This window comes from Serratia sp. HNCC26DJ206 (assembly GCF_057180605.1).
Map to the genome: position 1 here is coordinate 21,679 of NZ_JBXUGP010000015.1, position 19,642 is coordinate 41,320.

At 50.8% G+C, this 19,642-nt stretch carries 12 protein-coding genes; 6 read left to right on the top strand and 6 right to left on the bottom strand.

Translation table 11 applies throughout. From position 1 onward, the window contains the following. Positions 1-38: 38 nt before the first annotated feature. Both AC2A1E_RS11605 and AC2A1E_RS11610 read right to left on the bottom strand, forming a co-directional pair. On the bottom strand, positions 39-3,377 hold the full coding sequence (locus AC2A1E_RS11605) for an autotransporter outer membrane beta-barrel domain-containing protein (RefSeq protein ID WP_484383869.1): 3,339 nt from the start codon (positions 3,375-3,377) through the stop codon (positions 39-41). Between the two features lie 559 nt (positions 3,378-3,936). Then, entirely contained in the window at positions 3,937-4,353 is a 417-nt protein-coding gene (locus AC2A1E_RS11610; RefSeq protein WP_484383870.1) for a hypothetical protein, read from the bottom strand. 624 nt (positions 4,354-4,977) lie between these two features. Between AC2A1E_RS11610 and AC2A1E_RS11615 the strand changes: the two genes are divergently transcribed. From AC2A1E_RS11615 to fur, 6 genes are all read left to right on the top strand, one after another. Next, complete coding sequence (locus AC2A1E_RS11615; protein ID WP_484383871.1) at positions 4,978-5,610, top strand: LuxR C-terminal-related transcriptional regulator; 633 nt, start codon at positions 4,978-4,980, stop codon at positions 5,608-5,610. Continuing rightward, positions 5,610-7,388, top strand: a complete 1,779-nt coding sequence (locus AC2A1E_RS11620; RefSeq protein ID WP_484383950.1) for a hybrid sensor histidine kinase/response regulator — start codon at positions 5,610-5,612, stop codon at positions 7,386-7,388. The genes AC2A1E_RS11615 and AC2A1E_RS11620 overlap by 1 nt, the downstream gene beginning before the upstream one ends. A gap of 111 nt (positions 7,389-7,499) precedes the next feature. Beyond that, positions 7,500-8,261, top strand: coding sequence for an esterase (gene ybfF / locus AC2A1E_RS11625; protein ID WP_484383872.1), 762 nt, complete (start codon positions 7,500-7,502; stop codon positions 8,259-8,261). Between the two features lie 297 nt (positions 8,262-8,558). Next, the gene (gene ybfE, locus AC2A1E_RS11630) at positions 8,559-8,846 is read left to right on the top strand and encodes a LexA regulated protein (protein ID WP_431223270.1); all 288 of its coding nucleotides are present in this window, start codon (positions 8,559-8,561) and stop codon (positions 8,844-8,846) included. Between the two features lie 263 nt (positions 8,847-9,109). Further along, a complete protein-coding gene (fldA, locus tag AC2A1E_RS11635; protein ID WP_484383873.1) occupies positions 9,110-9,649 on the top strand; it encodes a flavodoxin FldA in 540 nt (179 codons plus the stop codon). A gap of 331 nt (positions 9,650-9,980) precedes the next feature. Next, a complete protein-coding gene (gene fur, locus AC2A1E_RS11640; protein ID WP_459399444.1) occupies positions 9,981-10,427 on the top strand; it encodes a ferric iron uptake transcriptional regulator in 447 nt (148 codons plus the stop codon). Between the two features lie 192 nt (positions 10,428-10,619). Here fur and AC2A1E_RS11645 read toward each other — a convergent pair whose 3' ends face one another. The 4 genes from AC2A1E_RS11645 to nagE form a co-directional block, all read right to left on the bottom strand. Continuing rightward, a complete protein-coding gene (locus AC2A1E_RS11645; protein WP_484383874.1) occupies positions 10,620-13,283 on the bottom strand; it encodes a beta-N-acetylhexosaminidase in 2,664 nt (887 codons plus the stop codon). 156 nt (positions 13,284-13,439) lie between these two features. Beyond that, complete coding sequence (gene chiP / locus AC2A1E_RS11650) at positions 13,440-14,828, bottom strand: chitoporin ChiP (protein WP_484383875.1); 1,389 nt, start codon at positions 14,826-14,828, stop codon at positions 13,440-13,442. 580 nt (positions 14,829-15,408) lie between these two features. Then, on the bottom strand, positions 15,409-17,073 hold the full coding sequence (gene glnS / locus AC2A1E_RS11655; protein WP_484383876.1) for a glutamine--tRNA ligase: 1,665 nt from the start codon (positions 17,071-17,073) through the stop codon (positions 15,409-15,411). Positions 17,074-17,262: 189 nt separating this feature from the next. Beyond that, the gene (gene nagE / locus AC2A1E_RS11660; RefSeq protein ID WP_484383877.1) at positions 17,263-19,299 is read right to left on the bottom strand and encodes an N-acetylglucosamine-specific PTS transporter subunit IIBC; all 2,037 of its coding nucleotides are present in this window, start codon (positions 19,297-19,299) and stop codon (positions 17,263-17,265) included. Positions 19,300-19,642: the final 343 nt, after the last annotated feature.

Below are 19,642 nucleotides of genomic sequence, written 5' to 3' on the forward strand. Positions count from 1 at the left end.
CCCATCGTAACCCTAGGCGTGCCAGGACAGATCATTGATCAGAAGCTGTACCTCAGCCCTAATTGACCATTAACATCCTTAAAATCATGACTGCCGCGCTGGACCCCGATATTACCAGCAGCACTCCAACCTTTGCCCAGCACAACCTGAACGCCAGCTTTAGCTTCATACACATTGTCAGCCAGCTTATGACGAACTTTAGTGTCGTTCATCTCAACCGTCGCGTCGTTACCACCTGACCACCAGTTCAGTTGCAGGAACGGTTGGATCTGATTTGCTTTAGGATCCAATGCATTACTAAATAACCTTACGCCGAGGCGGGTAGTAGTCTGATTTTTCCGCTGTTCCGCAATCCTGGTGCCATTTTCTTCAGTATGACCATCACCACTATAGCGGGTAAAAATCGCCTGGCCCTGTGGCTCCAGATACAGGCCGCGGCTAATGCCTTCATACAATGGCAATGCATAACCCAGTTCCAGCGATCCGCTCCAGGTATTGGATTTATACTCTTCGCGGGCCAGTCCGCTGCCTTGGACTTCGTTGTCGTAGCGGCCATATTGCAGCCAACTGTCTAAGTAGAGCCCGACTGGCGAAGAGGCATTCTGGTACCAGCTACCATAAACACCAAAACTGGTTCCCGTGACCTTGCCTTTGGCATTTCGCTCGCTCAGATCGGAACTCGCTTGAGTATCAGCGCTGCCATAACCCAGCATTATCCCCGTGTGCAACCGGCTTGCGCCAAGTGTATGTTGCAATTCACCACCGATCTGCATCACGTCCAGATCCGTCTCAACCGACAATTGCTCGCCAACCACGCCGGCATCCAGATTATTACGATGTGCGCGTATCCAGACCGCGCCATTGCTCTCCTTGCCTACGGCACCCAATCCAGGCTCACCCAGGCGATCGGAACGAGTATGATCGAACATATGTACCGCCGCATTCTGGTTATTCAGATAGGCGGCCGCATCAACGCGTAGCAAAGAGGGCGAGTTTCCTGGCTGTGGGATCAAGGGATCTGTAGCCCCAGGCGCTGGAGTTTCAGGCTGAGGCACCAAAGGATCTGGCGTTTCTGGTGTGGGTGTTTCAGGCTGAGGAACCAAAGGGTTAGGTGGTTGTGGCGTAGTAATTGCCTCAGAACGCAAGTACCAGTTACCGTTGGCAGGATCCTGTTTCCCTCCTTTATGCAACAGATACTCGTATGCGCCAGCAACAACAGGTTTTTGCAGGTTAAATACGCCGTTGGACTCTTTAGCCACGCTGATGACCTCAATACCTTCAACGGTACTCGCGCCCTGGCCCCCCACGTTATTGACCTGCAACCAGGATTGGCCACTGCTGCTGCCACCGATGACCAGACGGTCGGTAACCGAGTCATCACCGCCAAGTACCGTATTCAGCCTCAGCGTACCACCTTCACCTTTATAGCTGCCGTCGCCACCGCCAAAGAAAGTGGCGTTAGACAGGGTCAGTGTCATACCTGCTTTGTTTGCATCGCCCAGATTGACAACGCCTGCATTACTCAGCCCGCTGAAATAGGCGCTGAAACCCGCCAGATCCAGCGTTCCTGCCTTGCCAACGCTGAAAACGGCAGGGCTAAAAAGGTTGGCACCAAAACCGTTTGCCACACCCGCCTGTAGAGTGCCAGCCACAACGTTCACTTGACCACCGAGAATATTATCTTTGGACATCAGGCGTGTAACCCCGGTTCCTAGATGATTGATGGTGCCCATGCCGCTTAACTTGGGAGCGAAATCCTGATTATCCGAGTAGTTGAAATTTAAAATACCGCGGCTGTGAAGAAAAACGCTGGGGGCTTCCAGAGTACCCGCTTTGCCGCCCGTACCGATGTTGAGCACCGCCTGCTTCAGTGAGCCCCCGCCACTGATTGGACTGTCACCGACTCGTACTTCTCCAGTGCTGCTTACCTTAACCAAACCACCGTCAGCAATGGTTAAGGTTCCATCGCCGTTAGTTCCACCAATATTGATATATCCGGCCGATAGCAACGATCCTTGGTCTTTGACCGTAATGTTACCGCTGGCAGGCGAGGTTCCCGAGTAAAACACGCGTTCACCGATTGTAATACCGCTGTATTTATCAGAACCCGTGCTGGTCACCTGCGCACCATCAGCGATCGTCAAGCTACCGGCACCATCTATGCCGACATTCAGTTCACCGACCTTAATTGAAGAGGTTGCTCCGCTGACGACGGCGCTGCCTTGGCTTTTGACCTTCGAAGCAATATCAAGCCCTGCAGCCTCAATCAGCCCACCGTCAATGACTTGTAGTTGCCCTTCCCCCCCATTACCCACCGTCAATACCGAGGATTTCCAGGTAGAACCGGTACCAGAAACCAGCAGAGTTCCCTTTCCGCCCGCACTGTCACCCAGATAATTTCGGTAAGAGCCACCATCAAACACTCCACCGTCGGTAATACTGACCTTGCCCTCTCCTTGTTCACCAGCCCGAATCACCACCCCACTAGGGGAAGACACCACCGATCCCACGCCGGAAATATTCAGCTCACCATAAGCACCGGTCTGGGTTCCCAAATGTATCTCGGCTGCGCCAGCCTTGGCACCGTTGGACACATTCATCACCCCCTTGCCACCGTAGCCCACATACATGCTCGAAGAGCCGTATTTGTTGTAATAAAGCTGGCTCCCTGCACCGTCGACGTTAATGGTTCCCTGACCCGTGGCGCCATAGCCAACGATGACCTTGTCGAAGGTATCCAGTACAAACTTACCGCTGTCAGAAATGTTGAATTCACCGATTCCTTGGTTACCAACCATTACCTGATGGCCCAAGAGCTGCGAGCCAGCACCCGATATCTTCAGAGTGCCTTTGGAACCTTCCTTTACGCCCAGTTCAATAAATGAAACCTCCAGCGTTCCGGCATCCAGTACGGAAACCTTACCCTCACCACCAACACCGACTTTCAGATCCTGTCCATAGAGGGGGTCATAATTGTAGAGTTTCCACCAAGAGTTTGCCCCCGAAATTGACGCCTCTCCCACGGAGCCAACTTCTCTGCCCAGATAGCCAGCACCGACCGTGGTTGCCCTGGCCCCCTCGCTGATGGTTAGCTTGCCTGAACTGGTGTCACCAATAACCAGATCTACTCGGTTACCTGTTTTCCAACCGTCTGGCTTGGTACCGGGCACGGTCTCTTCCGTACCACCATCAATCACTATTTCAGCGGCGCTGGCGTCGACTGCTGAGCCGACCATACCGGCCATGGCCAGAAACAGACTGGGAGCAATACCAACTTTGCGATTTTGAGGTGATTTGCCACCACTGCGGGAAAGTTCAGAAACGGGGACCAGAGAACCAGTACGGCAATGGCGTACCAAGCGATAAACTTTATTCATACAGAGCAACTCCTCCAATGAGTTTAATAAGCATTCAGATATTATTAGATAAGCTATTTTTACAACTACAGAAATAAAAACCCCATTTAAGGAAACTACGCTAGATTATTTTCACATATGCGTTAATCATTAACGGAGCATGTTAATAACCATAGGAAACCATCATCTCATTAACCATTTAAAGCTCCCTATTAACCTCTTACTCAAACATACAAGAGCAATCCACACACATGTTTATTAAAAAACTTAATCATTTACCCACATCAGCCCCGATGGAAATAAATTACTTTTCGGTCCAATAAGAAATGGTGGCTTTATGCAACTTAGCGTTTAATTAATCACCACCTATTTTCAGGAAACCAAGAAAAATAACCACGTACAGACGTTAAATCTCAATTTTCTTCTTTCCCTTCAGCGGTCATTATTGCGATGAAGTTAGCATTTTCTGAAAATTTCAAAGAATTTATCGATGCTCCCAGCAAAAGTTTGCTGGGAGCCTAATTGACGCTACATAACGAGTTATCATTGATGGCCAGGCACACTTTGAGGGCAATACAAGCTACATGTGCCACCGATCAACGATACCAGTGCTGTCGAAAGTGATATAAAGATATTTCGAATGGTATTCCGTATTTCCTGATACTTTAGCGGATGCCTTGTTTGCGCTGTCTGCGGCATCCGATGCCGAGCTAGCCAGGCCAAGAGCACTGGAAACGGCACTTGCCCCAGGGATGTAGCCCACAATAGATGAGGCTGCGCTCAGATTACCTTTTACTTCATACTCCCATCGCACCTCACCATCAGAATCCGCAGACTGGTCATCCGGCACGCCGTAAATTGCCTGAACCTGCGCTTTGGTTGTCTGTTGAGGTATAATATGTGCCTTCACATACGATGCACTGAATTTATCCTCTCCCGTGGAACTGCACCCGGCAAGCAGCAAAACGACCATCATACTCCATAAATACTTGCGCATATTTCAATCCAATTGATTAACTATTTATTAATGCTAATAACCGGGGTCATCAGTTGTCTTTTGCATTAATAACTGCATCAAGTATATTATCTAAGAATACACCGAGCGATAACACTAACAGGATAGCACAGCCTTTTTATATCAATAGTATTAGCGAGTAATGGGGGAAATGATAAGAACACCACCAAATACTTGCCTATTACAGCAGGCTCTTATTAATGCATTGAAATGATATGGACATAGTCAAAAAGCCACAACCCTACCAAGGTAGGGTTCGAGAGTATCTTCAATCTAGGTATGATTCAGCGCAAGTTTATGTGTTACCGTATGCTCGCTTACTTCAAGTTACCTGTGTGATAGCCTTCCTCAGCTTATCCAATCGCGCGTTGGGGTCAGTTCCTGAAGACTCACTACGTAGCACTCTGCCCTGCAATTTGCCATTAATTAGGGTATAGGACGAATCTATAAAAAATACGTTATTCACAGTGCTTATTTAACACAAAAAATATCGCCACTAGTGTATTGTTACCTGCCAGCATGCACTCGAGTTGGCATTAGATAAAAGTAGATCACAGCATGCAAAAGTCAACGTGGACGTTACATGGGTGACAAAGGGAGAGTAACGTGAGTAAACCTTACGCTTTAGTCGTTGACGATCACCCGTTGGTGGCTGGGGGAATTGCAGCGTTCTTAAGCACACATTGTGGCTACAAACAGGTGTACGTCGCCGCAAGTCGTCAAGAGTGCGATTGTCTGATAGAAGAGAAAGGCTCCCCTCAGTTGCTGGTCTTAGATTTCTGGTTACCTGATGGCACAGCCCTTCAGTTAATTAAGAAACTGCCTCAGGAAAATCCCAATATTCGTCTACTGGTGATCAGCGGGGATGAGAATAACAATGTTCAACACAAGGCCCGTGAAATGGGGGCACACGGTTTTGTTCATAAACACGACTCACCACAGATCTTCAATCAAGCCGTTACGGCGCTACAAAATGGGCAACTCTGGTTTCCAGAAGCCTCGGAACTCCCCTCTTTGTCCTCACCAACGGTTAATTATCAGGAGTTCGGGCTGACCAAGCGTCAGGGGGAAGTGCTGGCAATGATGCTACGGGGATTCTCAAATAAACGCATTGCCATGACGCTGGCAGTGTCTGAACCGACGATCAAAGAGCATATTACTGGCATTCTCAGCAAGCTTGGCGTCAATAACCGAGTCGAGGCTATCACGTTACTTCAGGGACGACGCTTCACGCTATGATGAAAACCCTCAGCGATAAAGCTCCGCACGGCATCAAGCCGCATTCGCAGCTCCGTTTGTTGAACAATGTGTTAGCGCGATTGGTTTTTAGCATCAATGCTGTGCCTTTTGTCGGTATGGTGTTTGCCATTTGGCTCTATAAGCTGCAACTGCCGCTGACGCCTACCATCTGTTGGATTGTTCTCTATCTTATTGCGGCTGTGCTCGTCAGGATTTGGCACCACCGCTATCGCCAGAAACTGAGTACAACGGCAGATACCACCATGCTGGCCCAGTGGCTGCCTTGGGTGAATCGGGTAGCCTTACTGCACGGCATCGGCCTGTCTTCGTTGATGATCGTGACAGCCATGACCCAATCCTTTGATTTTACTCTGCTGCTCAATATCAGTATTGCCGCTATCATCGCCGCCAACGCAACGCATCTGACCCCGCTACTGGGTGCATTCCAACGCTTTTTCATCAGCTGTTGGGGATTGTTGTTGGTACTGATCCCTTGGCGATCGGGTGATGTCTGGCCAATCATTTTCTTGCTTAATCTATTGTATGCCTTTGCTATTTATCGTCATGCTTTGACCTCACATGCCTTCTTCCTTCAGCAGGTCAGGCTGGAAGAAGACAGCATCTTATTGGCTGAGAAATTCCGCGTGGCGAAAGAGGAGGCGGAACAGGCATTACATGATAAAAACCTGTTTCTCACCACGGCCAGTCACGACCTCCGCCAGCCGATTCACGCGATGGGATTCTTGATTGAAGCGATCGTACACAAGAATTGCGATCCCCGGTTGAATCCGCAACTCCATGATTTGCAAGAGAGTGTGCGTTCGTTACATTTAATGTTCAACTCACTGCTGGATCTGACCATCATAGAAAATAACGCCGTCAATGTCCCCGCGACAGAAGTGGAGTTAGTGCCATTAATCGACTCCATCATCACTCTGTTTCGTGAAGAGGCGAATAACAGGGGCTTAATGCTGCGCTCAAGATTCCCTCGGCAACGCTGCGTGGCATTAGGCGATCTCTCGTTGCTCAAGCAGTCGTTAATCAATCTGGCACACAATGCACTTCGGTATACTCCACAAGGTGGGGTGCTGATCTCTGTTCGCCCGCGTGGCAAAGAGTGGTTAATAGAAGTATGGGATACTGGGATTGGCGTTGCTGATGCTGAAAAAAACCAGATTTTCTCTCCTTTCTATCGCCCGGAGCTTGCCTGGCGTATAGACAGTGCCGGGCATGGGCTCGGTCTGGCGGTGGTAGCAAGATGCGCGAAACTGATGAAAGTACAGTGCGGAATGAGCTCGATAGAAGGGAAAGGTTCACGTTTTTGGATGCGTCTGCCAGCCAGCAACACAATGGCAGCCATGGCACCATTGGCAATACAGCAGAAATCCTTATCCGCACCACACAGGTCGCTTTCCGGCACCTGTCTGGTGGTTGACGACGATCCCTTGGTTACCTCTGCCTGGGAGAGCCTGATGCAGGCTTGGGGAGTGACAGTGCGCTGCGTTGCTTCTGCCAATGAAGCTTTTGCCGCGCTTGAGAGCGGCTTCTCTCCGCAGGCGATCTTGTGCGATCAGCGCCTGCGTTCAGGTGAGAGTGGGTTCGATATTTTGCAGGAGTTACTCCAACGTTTACCACAGGCCAGTGGCGCGATGGTCAGCGGTGAATTTAACTCGGAGATCTTACAACAAGCGGAAAGAGAGGGTTACCTGGTGTTATCTAAACCACTAGAGCCCTCACAGCTTCATGCTCTGCTTTCACAGTGGCTTTCTTCTGAGTAGCTTGGCATCAAGAATGTACGGCCTGAAAGGTATTGATGACATTTATCCAACTTATAAATATCTCCCCATGCATGATACCCTGACCCCATGTTTTTAAATCGTGAACTCACCATGAAATTACATTATCAACTCTTGGCTGCCGAGGCCCCCACATTACCGATAGTGCTGCTCCACGGAATGTTCGGCAACCTGGATAACCTTGGCATACTGGCACGCGACCTGAATCAGCGACATACGGTGATCAAGGTCGATCTGCGCAATCATGGGCTTTCACCGCGCGCCGAAGAGATGACCTACCCGGCGATGGCGCAAGACCTGCTGACGCTGTTGGATGATTTGCAGTTGGATAAGGTTATCGTCATCGGTCATTCAATGGGCGGTAAAGCCGCCATGGCGCTGACCGCCATAGCCCCCGAGCGAGTTGAACGGCTGATCGTGATCGATATCGCCCCGGTGGCTTATAACACCCGCCGCCACGACAAGATTTTTGCTGCTCTGCAAGCGGTCACCGATGCCGGTATTAGCCAACGGCAACCGGCGGCACAGTTGATGCGCGAATATCTGGATGAAGAAGGCGTGATCCAGTTCCTGCTGAAGTCTTTTAATGCCGGAACCTGGCGCTTCAACCTGCCGGTATTGATCGCACAATACGCGAGCATTATCGGCTGGCAGAATGTCCCCTCTTGGCCACATCCAACGCTATTTATCCGCGGTGGGCTTTCGCCTTATGTGCAGGATGAATACCGCGAAGATATTGCCCGCCAATTCCCGCAGGCTCGAGCTTACGTCGTCGCAGGCACCGGCCATTGGGTTCATGCGGAGAAACCGGACGCAGTGCTGCGGGCCATCCACCGCTTTCTAGATGAAGCCTGAAACAAAGTGGTGAAAAAACGTGCTAAAGAGAACGAGTTAGCGCGTTTTTGGCTAAGTTAAGCATTGTCGTTGCTCTATGTGCTGGGGTAATATGGCGCGCTATTTCCGACGTCTTTCAAGCTGCTATAGCTTGGATCCTGCGGGATATAATTTTGCCGCCCTGTCCAACGTGCAAATCATCACCTGGCTGGGGGTAAATTTTGGCTTAGGGTTTATTGGCCCGAATGGTGTTAACTGAACCGTCTGGAAGTGTGAAAACGCTTTCTGATGCAAACTCCCTTGCAGTAGTCCGCAACAATGGCAAAAGAACAAACGGATCGCACGACGCTGGATCTGTTCGCAGATGAACGCCGTCCAGGGCGCCCGAAAACCAACCCGCTTTCCCGTGATGAACAGCTTAGAATCAATAAGCGTAATCAGCTACGGCGTGACAAAGTGCGTGGATTACGGCGTGTGGAGCTGAAAATCAACGCAGACGCCGTGGATGCTCTGAACAAACTGGCGGACCAGCGCAACATCAGTCGCAGCGAATTGATTGAGCAAATGCTGCTGGCAAAACTGGCGGAAGAGCAGCCAGAGCCATGATCTCTTCAGCCGCACGCGCGGCTCGGCGTTAAGGATGACGCCGGATCAACACCGCTTGTAGTGATTCCCCGGTATCGCATAAATGCGATAAAACCCCAGAGCACATTTCTGGCATGATAGATATTTACCGGTAAGAGAGAGTCACCACGCTGAACTCTTGCCTTGATCTCACGTAAGACGATACCCAAAAGGCTCGACGTTGCAGGTAAGCAACCCGCGAACTCCAAAGGTATATCCACTGAATTAAAAAGGTTATCTGCAATATGGCTCATGTAGGCATTTTCTTTGGCAGCGATACTGGCAATACCGAAAACATTGCCAAGATGATCCAGAAAAATCTTCAGCAAAAATATGGCAAAGACGTGGCTGAAATTCACGACATTGCCAAAAGCAGTAAAGAAGATCTGGAAGCTTTCGACATCCTGCTGCTCGGCATCCCAACCTGGTATTACGGTGAAGCCCAGTGTGACTGGGATGACTTCTTCCCAACGCTGGAAGATATTGACTTCAACGGCAAACTGGTGGCGCTGTTTGGTTGTGGTGACCAAGAAGACTATGCAGAATATTTCTGCGATGCGATGGGTACCATCCGTGACATCATTGAACCACGCGGTGCTGCGATCATCGGCCACTGGCCAACCAAGGGTTACCACTTCGAAGCCTCTAAAGGCTTGGCAGACGACCATCACTTTGTCGGCTTGGCCATTGACGAAGATCGTCAGCCTGAGTTGACCAACGAACGCGTAGATGCCTGGGTCAAACAGATCAGCGAAGAGCTGAGCCTGGCTGACATCGTCGGCTAAGTACCCCTTTCCAGATATTGTACAAAAGCCCTGCAAAGCGCATAGTGTTGGCTACAGGGCTGCTATCGGTATCGCGGATTAGAGTAATAGAAGCAACAAGTCTGTAACTTCCCGCACCATCAGGGTAGACTGCGGCATCGGTTTATCCCATCCATCATCAAGACGTTGCATGTACCCTATGCAACAGCGCAGATATACCTTTGTTAACGACCGACGGTTTCTATTTAGGGCAAGCGGTTCTATAATGAGACGCAATTAACTCTTTGTGCCGACCGATGCCATAGGCTAAAACGCCTCAACTTGATTAGCATAGTAACAGGACTGAATCCGCATGACTGACAACAATAACGCATTGAAGAAGGCCGGCTTAAAAGTCACGCTTCCGCGACTCAAAATCCTGGAAGTCTTGCAGGATCCGGCATGCCATCACGTCAGTGCGGAAGATCTGTACAAAAAACTGATAGATATGGGTGAAGAAATTGGCTTAGCAACGGTTTACCGCGTGCTGAACCAATTTGATGACGCGGGCATTGTGACTCGTCACAATTTTGAAGGCGGTAAATCCGTATTCGAACTGACCCAGCAACATCATCACGACCACCTGATTTGCCTGGACTGCGGCAAAGTGATCGAGTTCAGCGACGAGCCTATCGAAGTACGTCAGCGTGATATCGCCAAACAGCACGGTATCAAGCTCACCAATCACAGCCTGTACCTGTACGGCCATTGTGAGGTGGGTGATTGCCGCGAAAACGATACGCTGCACGATAAGCGATAACTCTGGCCTGCCAGAAATGAGAAACCGCCTTGATGGCGGTTTTTTTGTGCCTGCGATTTACAGATAAAAAATCCCCGGACAGGCCGGGGACAATGATAATGCCAAATATTACACTCTCTTATAGCACTTTTCTCTGACACGGGACTTCACCTGCAGCCCATCCGCCGACACGCAAATGGGCTGAGTTTTGGCTTAGGCTTTTACCGGCTCAGCACGGCTGAAGCGTTTGCCATCCGGGCTGACCGCGCGGATTTGAACATCACCCGCAACGGCCGGGCGAGCACGATCGTCATAGCGCTGCCACTGTTTGCCACCGTCGGTAGAATATTCAATCCCCAGACCTGGTAAGGCGATATTAGCCTCCAGTTTGCCATCGACAACGCGTGCCCCCGGAACTGGCAGACGGTAGCTCACGCCACTTTTATCCAGCTTGGCCAACTCACGTTGCCCGATCAGGTTGGCAAAGTGCAGCCAGTCTTTTTCTAGCGCCTTGGTATCGACCTGATGGGTTTCGCCACCTTTGTATTCACGGCCGGCTTTATAGTCCTGTTCCCAGCTCGCACGATGCCAAGCACGTTCCGCAACCGACAGCGCTCGTGGGTAAATCATATATTCCATTTGCTGATCGGTACGCACAACCTCACTCCACAGCTGGGCTGAAAGACCATAAGCACCCGGCCATGGTTTATCACTCTTGGCAGTGAAGTGGTTGCCATCACGGTCAACCGAAGTTTCAGCGTTTTGTGGCAGGTTGTCTGGCGCGAAGCTGAAGATCTTCTGCTCATCGCTGAAGCGGGTGCCCCAGTAGTAACCATGCTCTTCCGGGGTCACTTCATAAGGGAAATCCATGTAAACGTAATCCGGGTTGGAGAGCACAACGTCATAACCCTTGTTCGCCCAGTCGTTAGCCGAGTCGAAGCCGCCCCAGTACAGGGTATCCCAGAAGTTCACCGCAACATTCTTAGTCGCGAAAGCTTTCGAGTCTTTGGCATCTTTCAGGCCATCCTGCCACGCCTGCATTCTGTCAATACCGTGCGCTTTCACCAGTTGGCTAACTTCAAGCCCGAAGTAGCTCGGCAAGTGCTCCATATCTTCCACTTTGCCGCCTTTGATGATCGCCTGACAAACCTCAGACTTGGCCCATGGTTTATCTTCTTTGCTCAGATCAAGAATGCCCTTGCCCGCTTCCGGCTTCTTCACATCGGTATAACCAGCACCCAAGCGGATATTCTTCGCTTCATCCCCACCAAAGTGCCAGGTTTGCAGTGGTTGACCGGCTTCTTTGTGCATCTGGGCGACTTCACCAATCACTTTATCAACAAAGTTTTTGGATGAATCCAGGCACGGGTTCAGGTAGCTCTGACGGTTAAAATACTGCACTGAGGTGGTATTAGAGGTATCTGTCGGATCCACCAGACGGAACTCATTCGCCTCTTTCTCTTTACCTTCGGCCAGCAGTTTCTTGTAGCGCGCTTCCATGGAAACAATCGCAGCGCGAGCATGCGCAGGCATGTCGATCTCAGGGATCACTTCAATCTGGCGCGCCTGGGCATATTTGACGATATCGATGTAGTCCTGACGGGAGAAGAAACCACCGTGCGGTTCTGGGCCTGAACCGTATTGTGGCAGCAGACAGGTGGTTTCGCTCAGGTCATGGCAACGCTGCCCACCCACCTCGGTCAGTTCCGGCAAGCCTGGGATCTCAATGCGCCAGCCTTCATCATCCGTCAGATGGAAGTGGAATTTGTTCAGCTTATAGGCCGCCATCTGATCCAACAGACGCAGCACCGCATCTTTATGGTGGAAGTTACGCGCCACATCCAGGAAGATGCCACGGTATTGGAAACGCGGTGCGTCTTTAGCATCCAGTGTGGCGATCTTCTTGCTGCCATCAGACGGGATCAGCGACAGAATAGATTGCAGGCCATAGAACACCCCGGCCTGATCGAAGCCGGTGATCACGGCCCCTTTCTCGCCAATCTTCAGTTGGTAAGCGCCGGAAACTGCCAGATCGCCTTTAAATGCGCCCGGCTGAATATCGGTTTTGATTGGATAACCACCCGCATGGTTTGCCACGCCCAGCAGTTCAAAGCGCTTAGCTGCCGCATCTGCCGCTGGCTTGGCCAAAGCGCTCAGATCCAAGGTAACGCCTTTGCTCAGGTCAGCATCATGCTTATGAATGTTAACTTCCATCGGCGTAGGGATGATCTGGCCACGCAATGCTGCCGCTGGCAGCACTTTCAGATCTTGGTTCTTGGTGAAACGGCTTTCTGGCACCATCAGAATGTTATGGTCGTCCTTGGTGCGCTTCCACTGGTCACCAGTAAACGGGGTAACAAACTGGTTCACATCTTCGGTATCGGTATTCGTCAGGATCTTAGGCTTGGCATCGCCTGAAGTGGCATACCAGCGCGGCAAGAAATCACTGTGGAACACCTGCCAGTATTCGGCAATAATCGGAATTTCAACGGCCTGCTTGGCCGGGAAGCTGGTGAATTTGTCGGTAGGTTCCAGCTTGTATAGATCGCCAGTGATATGGGTAATCTTGAACTGTTCGTTATCCACTTTCAGCGTCTGACGCGGGCTGTGGAAATAAATTGCCCAGTCTTTATCTTTGATTTCCTGACCGTCGTTGGCCAGCGTGATCAACACCTTATTGCAAGATGCCCAATCGGCACCCAGCTTGGCGCAATCAACGCCATTATCAGCCGCACGGTTGTCCAGCATCTTAAGATTCACTTTCAGCTGGCTGAGTTGATCAACAACCTGCTGGTTAGCCATGGCTGAACCCACGCTGCCAAATAGCCCGACGGTGGCCGTCAGGGCTGCGAGAGCACTCATCTTGAACTTGTTCATCTTCAACCTCTTAGGTAATCAGTTGTTGTTATCGCGAATCTCTTGCCAGATTTTTTGCGGCGTGCCGTCTAAAAGACTGTTTGCTTTAGCAGCAGGCGGTAGCAGATTCGCTTTTAAAACGTTATTTCCCCGGCAGCATGGCCACCGGGGAAAACATTAGAAGATAGTGAATGGGGCAATAACGATGAACTTAACGTCTCTCTCATCCTGGAAAATATTGCCGTAACCACCGCTCCAGCTAGGCAGGTCTGAGTGATTGTCGTATTGCGTGAAGTGCAGTTTGAACAACGTGCCTTTGGCACGGCCATCCTGCAAGGTATAGGCTGCATCCAGGCTATAAGCGCTCTCTCTCAGGCGCTGGCTCTGATCGTAAATCGGGTTAGTGCTTGGCTTCGCGTCCCAGGCGTAAACGTAAGAGGCGCCGACCGACATGCCAGGAATATCCCACTTGCTCAGGTCATACATCACGCCGCCGTAAACTGCTTTTTCGCCGTTGGCGTTGAAATCAGAACGGTTATCCCACCAGATATCGAGACGGCCGTTGGAAGAGGCATAAGTCGGGGTCATACGCTGCAGGAAGAAGCCCTGGTTACCCTCAGCCTTGACCATGGTGCCTTCCAGGCGCCAGTTGAACTGACCGGTGGTATAACCGAAGGTCAGCGCCTGCAACCAGGCCAGACCATCATAAATGCTGTTAGGGTCACGGCTGTCACTGATACGATCTTCAGCGCCGTAGAACTGATAGCTGGTGGTCAGTGGGTTGCCCGCAACATCAAATTTGTAAGAGGCTTTGGTGAAATACTGATTCACATACCCCTGTGCCTGACCGAAAGCGGCTTCCAGCACCAGATCGTTTTTGAAGTCGTACTTAGCACCCAGTGAATGCAGATAGGAAACGCGAGTGTCGCGATCGTTCTGACGGAAATTATCCATCTCGAGATGCCAAGGCGCTTTATACCTGTTGGTCCACATGTAGGAGAAGCTCAGAGCACCGGAGTCACCGTAGTCAAAGTTGGCACCGGCTTCGGCCCCTTGATAGGTGCCTGGCATTAAGCTCCAGTGTGGAGCCAGCAGCGTCTGGCCGCTTGGCTGGATATAACCGGCACGAGCCCACATCGGGCCATATTTGAATTTACCGGCGGCTTTGTACAGGCTGATACCGCTTTTATCGCCGGAGTAATCTTCATCATAGGTACGATTACGGCTGGAGAAGGCGATTTCGTTAGGGTGGCCACTTTCACTCGACTCTGCCATTTCGATGGCGGTAAATGCCGCTACATCGATACCAAACATGTCAGCCGCATAGCCAGACGCGAAATCGAGGTTAGCGTTCCACGTTGAGTGGGAAAGGTTGGTTTTGAACTCACCGGTCTCAATGTCTTTGCGATCGCGCTGGCGTTGCCAGTAATAAACTCCGCCAGTCAGCGTAGAGTCATCAATGAATCCGGCAGCTTGCGCTTCAGGCGCCATGGTAAATCCAGTTCCTAATAACGCACCCGCGATAGCGAGTACCAACGTTTTACGCTGAGCACCGTGCATACCCATAAGAAAATTCCTCTTTGACTTGACGTTAAAAGTGCGTCCGCCAGTGTTCACCACTGCCCTGAACGGCCGCTAATAAAAACCCAATCGGGTAAAAGTTCTGCTGATAGGAGAAAACTCCACCCAGCTTTATTGCTAGCGCTAGACTATTTTTCGCGACGCGAATTATCAAATGAAAAGTGAGATAGAATTGTTAAAGTATGACAAGGAGCACATATTGATGAGATTTTGTTACACGAATGAGCAACACCCATTTTTGAATAAAAAATTCAATAAAATCAGAATAATTACTGATATCCCAGTAAAATCATCATGAAAAGAATGGTTTCATCCTGACATGAGCAAATATTTATAAAAAAATGAGAGCGCTCTACAAATGATATTAATTTGCATCGCGAATATACAGGATGAAGTTATGCAAGCAGTGAAAAACATCAAAACCAGGGGATTTCACAGCAAAAGAGAAGAGATAACGCCAAGTTATCAGTGAAAAGATGGAGCGCTACAGATGAAAAACACGTTATTTCAATCAATAAAAAAGCGCAGCCTGAGCTGCGCTTGAAAACAGTGACAAAATCAGCGTTTATTCGCCCATTTTAGCCCAGGTATCACGCAGGCCAACGGTACGGTTAAACACCAGATTCTCCGCTGAAGAGTAACGGCTGTCAGCACAGAAATAGCCTTCACGTTCAAACTGATAGGCTTTCTCTGGCTGTGCTGCCGCCAGACTTGGCTCAACAAAACCCTGCTTAATCACCAGCGATTCCGGGTTGATGGTAGCCAAGAAATCCTCTGCCGCTGCCGGGTTAGCGACACTGAACAAGCGGTCATACAGGCGGATTTCCGCTGGCAGCGCGTGTGCCGCAGACACCCAGTGGATCACACCTTTCACCTTGCGGCCATCTGCTGGATCCTTGCTTAACGTCTCAGGATCGTAAGTACAGAAGATGGTAGTGATTTCACCCGCGGCATCTTTCTCTACGCGCTCGGCCTTAATCACATAGGCATTACGCAGGCGAACTTCTTTACCCAACACCAGGCGCTTGTACTGCTTGTTGGCTTCTTCACGGAAGTCGGCACGATCGATATACACTTCACGGCTGAACGGCACTTCGCGGCTGCCCATTTCCGGCTTGTTCGGATGGTGAGGCATGGTAACCATCTGCACATCATCCGTCATGTTCTCAATGATCACTTTTACCGGATCCAGCACGGCCATGGCCCGTGGGGCATTCTCATTGAGATCGTCACGAATGCAGGACTCCAGCGCCATCATCTCGACGTTGTTGTCCTGTTTGGTCACACCGATGCGCTGGCAGAACTCGCGAATAGACGCAGCGGTGTAGCCACGGCGACGCAGGCCGGAAACGGTCGGCATACGGGGATCGTCCCAACCTTCCACCACATTCTCGGTCACCAGCAGGCTCAGCTTGCGCTTTGACATGATGGCGTACTCAAGATTGAGGCGTGAAAACTCATACTGGCGTGGATGGCACGCAATAGTGATGTTATCCAGCACCCAGTCATATAGGCGGCGGTTGTCCTGGAACTCCAGCGTACACAGCGAATGGGTGATCCCTTCCAGCGCATCGGAAATGCAGTGGGTGAAATCATACATCGGGTAGATGCACCATTTGTTGCCGGTCTGATGGTGCTCGGCAAACTTGATGCGGTAGATCACCGGATCGCGCATGACGATGAACGGTGAAGCCATATCGATCTTGGCACGCAGGCAAACGCTGCCCTCGGCAAACTCGCCGTTGCGCATCTTTTCGAACAACGCCAGGTTATCTTCCACCGAGCGGTTGCGATAAGGGCTGTCTTTACCCGGCGCGGTCAGGGTGCCGCGATACTCGCGGATCTGCTCAGGCGTCAGTTCGTCGACATAGGCCAAGCCTTTACCGATCAGTTCAACCGCATACTGATGCAGTTGATCAAAATAATCCGAAGAATAACGAACGTTGCCGCTCCACTTGAACCCCAACCACTCCACATCGTGTTTGATGGAATCAACAAATTCGATGTCTTCTTTTACCGGGTTGGTATCATCGAAACGCAGATTGCACTTACCTTGGTAATCCTGCGCAATGCCGAAATTCAGGCAGATGGATTTCGCATGGCCGATATGTAAATAGCCATTCGGCTCCGGTGGGAAGCGGGTCTGGACCGACGTATGCTTCCCTGACGCCAGATCTTCATCAATGATCTGACGGATAAAATTGGTTGGGCGGGCTTCTGCCTCACTCATGTCATTATTCCTCTAATGCAAAGCGCTACACATAACCACCTATGTTCCAACAAGCCACGTCTGGAAACAACCGTTAGTTTCACGAAAATAGGCTGCGCCGTACAAAAACAAAAAAGCGGGAAAAGATCGCTCTTTTCCCGCCAAGGTTATGGTTTGTTTAACACCCGAAATAACTCGGGGGAAACAGACTTACTTTTGAATCTCGAACAGTTTGGTCTGGCCAGCCACCACGTGGCCGGTTGCCAGCGCCGTCAGGCCTGCATAGTCATCCGCATTACTGACCACCACTGGGCTGATCATTGAGCGCGCATTGGCATTCAGGTATTCCAGATCCATTTCCAGAATCGGCTGACCGGCTTTCACTTCTGCGCCCTCTTCCACCAGGCGTTTAAAGCCTTGGCCATTCAGCGCCACGGTGTCGATACCCATGTGCACCACAATCTCCGCGCCTTTATCCGTTTCCAGACAGAAAGCATGGTTGGTGTTGAAAATCTTCACCACGGTGCCATCGGCTGGCGCTACCACGGTTTTGTCGGTTGGGCGAATCGCCACACCGTCACCCACCGCTTTGCTGGCAAAAGCTTCGTCAGGCACCTGGTCCAGCGCCACAACCTCACCGGTTACCGGCGCTACCAACACCTGGAAACAGGCTTTCTGCGCGTTAGGCACCGCCTGCGGCTTCACTTCTGCTGCTGCAACAGCGGCGGGTGCCGTAGTGGCAGCTACCGGGCCTGCGGCCACGATATTGCGCATAGCGCTGGCAATCAGTTCGGCACGGGTGCCAACGATAACCTGCACACTTTGCTTGTTCAGACGGATCACACCGGAAGCACCCAGTCGTTTGGCAACGGCATCGTTAACCAGCGCAGAGTCCTTCACGTTCAGACGCAGACGAGTGATACAGGCATCGATACCGGTCAGGTTTTCAGAACCACCGATCGCCCCAACATAGCGACGAGCCAGCGTTGTAGTTTCGTTTTCGTCTTTACCTGCATCGCTATTCACATTCACGTCATAACCATCGGTTTCGTCACCGGCAACAGCCAGTTCACGACCTGGGGTCATCAGGTTGAATTTGTTAATAGTGAAACGGAATATCACGTAGTAGATAGCGAAGAACACCAAACCTTGTGGGATCAGCATATACCAGTGGGTTGCCAGCGGGTTACGCGTTGACAAGAACATATCCACCAGACCGGCACTGAAGCCGAAGCCCGCAATCCACTGCATACTGGCAGCGATGAACACGGAGATACCGGTCAGCAAGGCGTGAATCACATACAGCACCGGAGCCACGAACATGAAGGAGAATTCCAGCGGTTCGGTGATACCGGTAAAGAAGGCCGCAAAAGCCCCTGCCAGCATGATACCCAGCACTTTGGCTTTGTTCTCAGGACGGGCACAGTGATAAATCGCCAATGCCGCACCCGGCAAGCCGAACATCATGATTGGGAAGAAGCCTGCCTGATAACGACCAGTAATACCGACAACGGCTTTACCGGATTCGATTGACTGCTGGCCACCCAGGAAGTTAGGAATATCGTTAATACCGGCAACGTCAAACCAGAATACGGAGTTCAGCGCATGGTGCAGACCCACCGGGATTAACAGACGGTTGAAGAACGCGTAGATACCCGCGCCAACGGAACCCAGCTTCTGAATGTGCTCACCGAAGTTCACCAAGCCGCTGAAGACCACCGGCCAGACGTACATCATGATGAAAGCAACCAGGATCATCAGGAACGAGATCAGGATTGGCACCAGGCGACGGCCGCTGAAGAACGACAGCGCCTTCGGCAGTTCAACGCTGCTGAAACGGTTGTAGACTTCGGCTGAGATGATCCCTACCAGAATACCGACGAACTGGTTCTGAATTTTACCGAACGCAGCAGGCACCTGATCAACGGGGATTTTCTGGATCATCGCCACGGCACCCGGTGAACATAGGGTGGTTAATACCAGAAAACCGACAAAACCGGTCAGCGCAGCGGCACCGTCTTTGTCTTTTGACATACCATAAGCTACACCGACGGCAAACAGCACTGCCATATTGTCGATGATGGCTGCGCCAGATTTGATAAACAATGCTGCCAGAGCGTTATCACCGCCCCAACTAACAGGGTCAATCCAGTACCCGACGCCCATCAAAATGGCAGCGGCAGGCAACGTGGCGACCGGAACCATCAAGGCCCGACCTACCTTTTGCAAATAACTAAGAATGTTCACCTTTTCCCCCTATTCGTCCGCGGACGGACCCTATTAGTAGTTTATTGAGAAAACTCACTACCTTTTTAGAAATAAACAACGCGTGGTACCTAACAGACCGTATCTCAACCGGATTAATGGTGGGATACATTCTCTTAATGCGGAGTGTAAAAAAATTATTTCGTATCGCAAATTAAAACCTCCTTTTTTGTGATTTACATCACCAAAAAGCAGTCTTAAGCTGCCACATTGCTAGCCATCGCACAAAACTTATTTTATCATTCAAAAAATCAAAGGGCGCTAACGTTTAACGCGAGCTTCGCAAAGCTGGGTTACGCTTATGACTCCAGCTCTGACCCATCAC

What these genes read in the sequence shown, in the direction of transcription:
- AC2A1E_RS11645 (WP_484383874.1), bottom strand. Translation starts at nt 13,283, where the DNA reads ATGAACAAGTTCAAGATGAGTGCTCTCGCAGCCCTGACGGCCACCGTC.
- glnS (WP_484383876.1), bottom strand. Translation starts at nt 17,073, where the DNA reads ATGAGTGAGGCAGAAGCCCGCCCAACCAATTTTATCCGTCAGATCATT.
- fur (WP_459399444.1), top strand. Translation starts at nt 9,981, where the DNA reads ATGACTGACAACAATAACGCATTGAAGAAGGCCGGCTTAAAAGTCACG.
- AC2A1E_RS11620 (WP_484383950.1), top strand. Translation starts at nt 5,610, where the DNA reads ATGAAAACCCTCAGCGATAAAGCTCCGCACGGCATCAAGCCGCATTCG.
- ybfF (WP_484383872.1), top strand. Translation starts at nt 7,500, where the DNA reads ATGAAATTACATTATCAACTCTTGGCTGCCGAGGCCCCCACATTACCG.
- chiP (WP_484383875.1), bottom strand. Translation starts at nt 14,828, where the DNA reads ATGGGTATGCACGGTGCTCAGCGTAAAACGTTGGTACTCGCTATCGCG.
- fldA (WP_484383873.1), top strand. Translation starts at nt 9,110, where the DNA reads ATGGCTCATGTAGGCATTTTCTTTGGCAGCGATACTGGCAATACCGAA.
- AC2A1E_RS11610 (WP_484383870.1), bottom strand. Translation starts at nt 4,353, where the DNA reads ATGCGCAAGTATTTATGGAGTATGATGGTCGTTTTGCTGCTTGCCGGG.
- ybfE (WP_431223270.1), top strand. Translation starts at nt 8,559, where the DNA reads ATGGCAAAAGAACAAACGGATCGCACGACGCTGGATCTGTTCGCAGAT.
- AC2A1E_RS11605 (WP_484383869.1), bottom strand. Translation starts at nt 3,377, where the DNA reads ATGAATAAAGTTTATCGCTTGGTACGCCATTGCCGTACTGGTTCTCTG.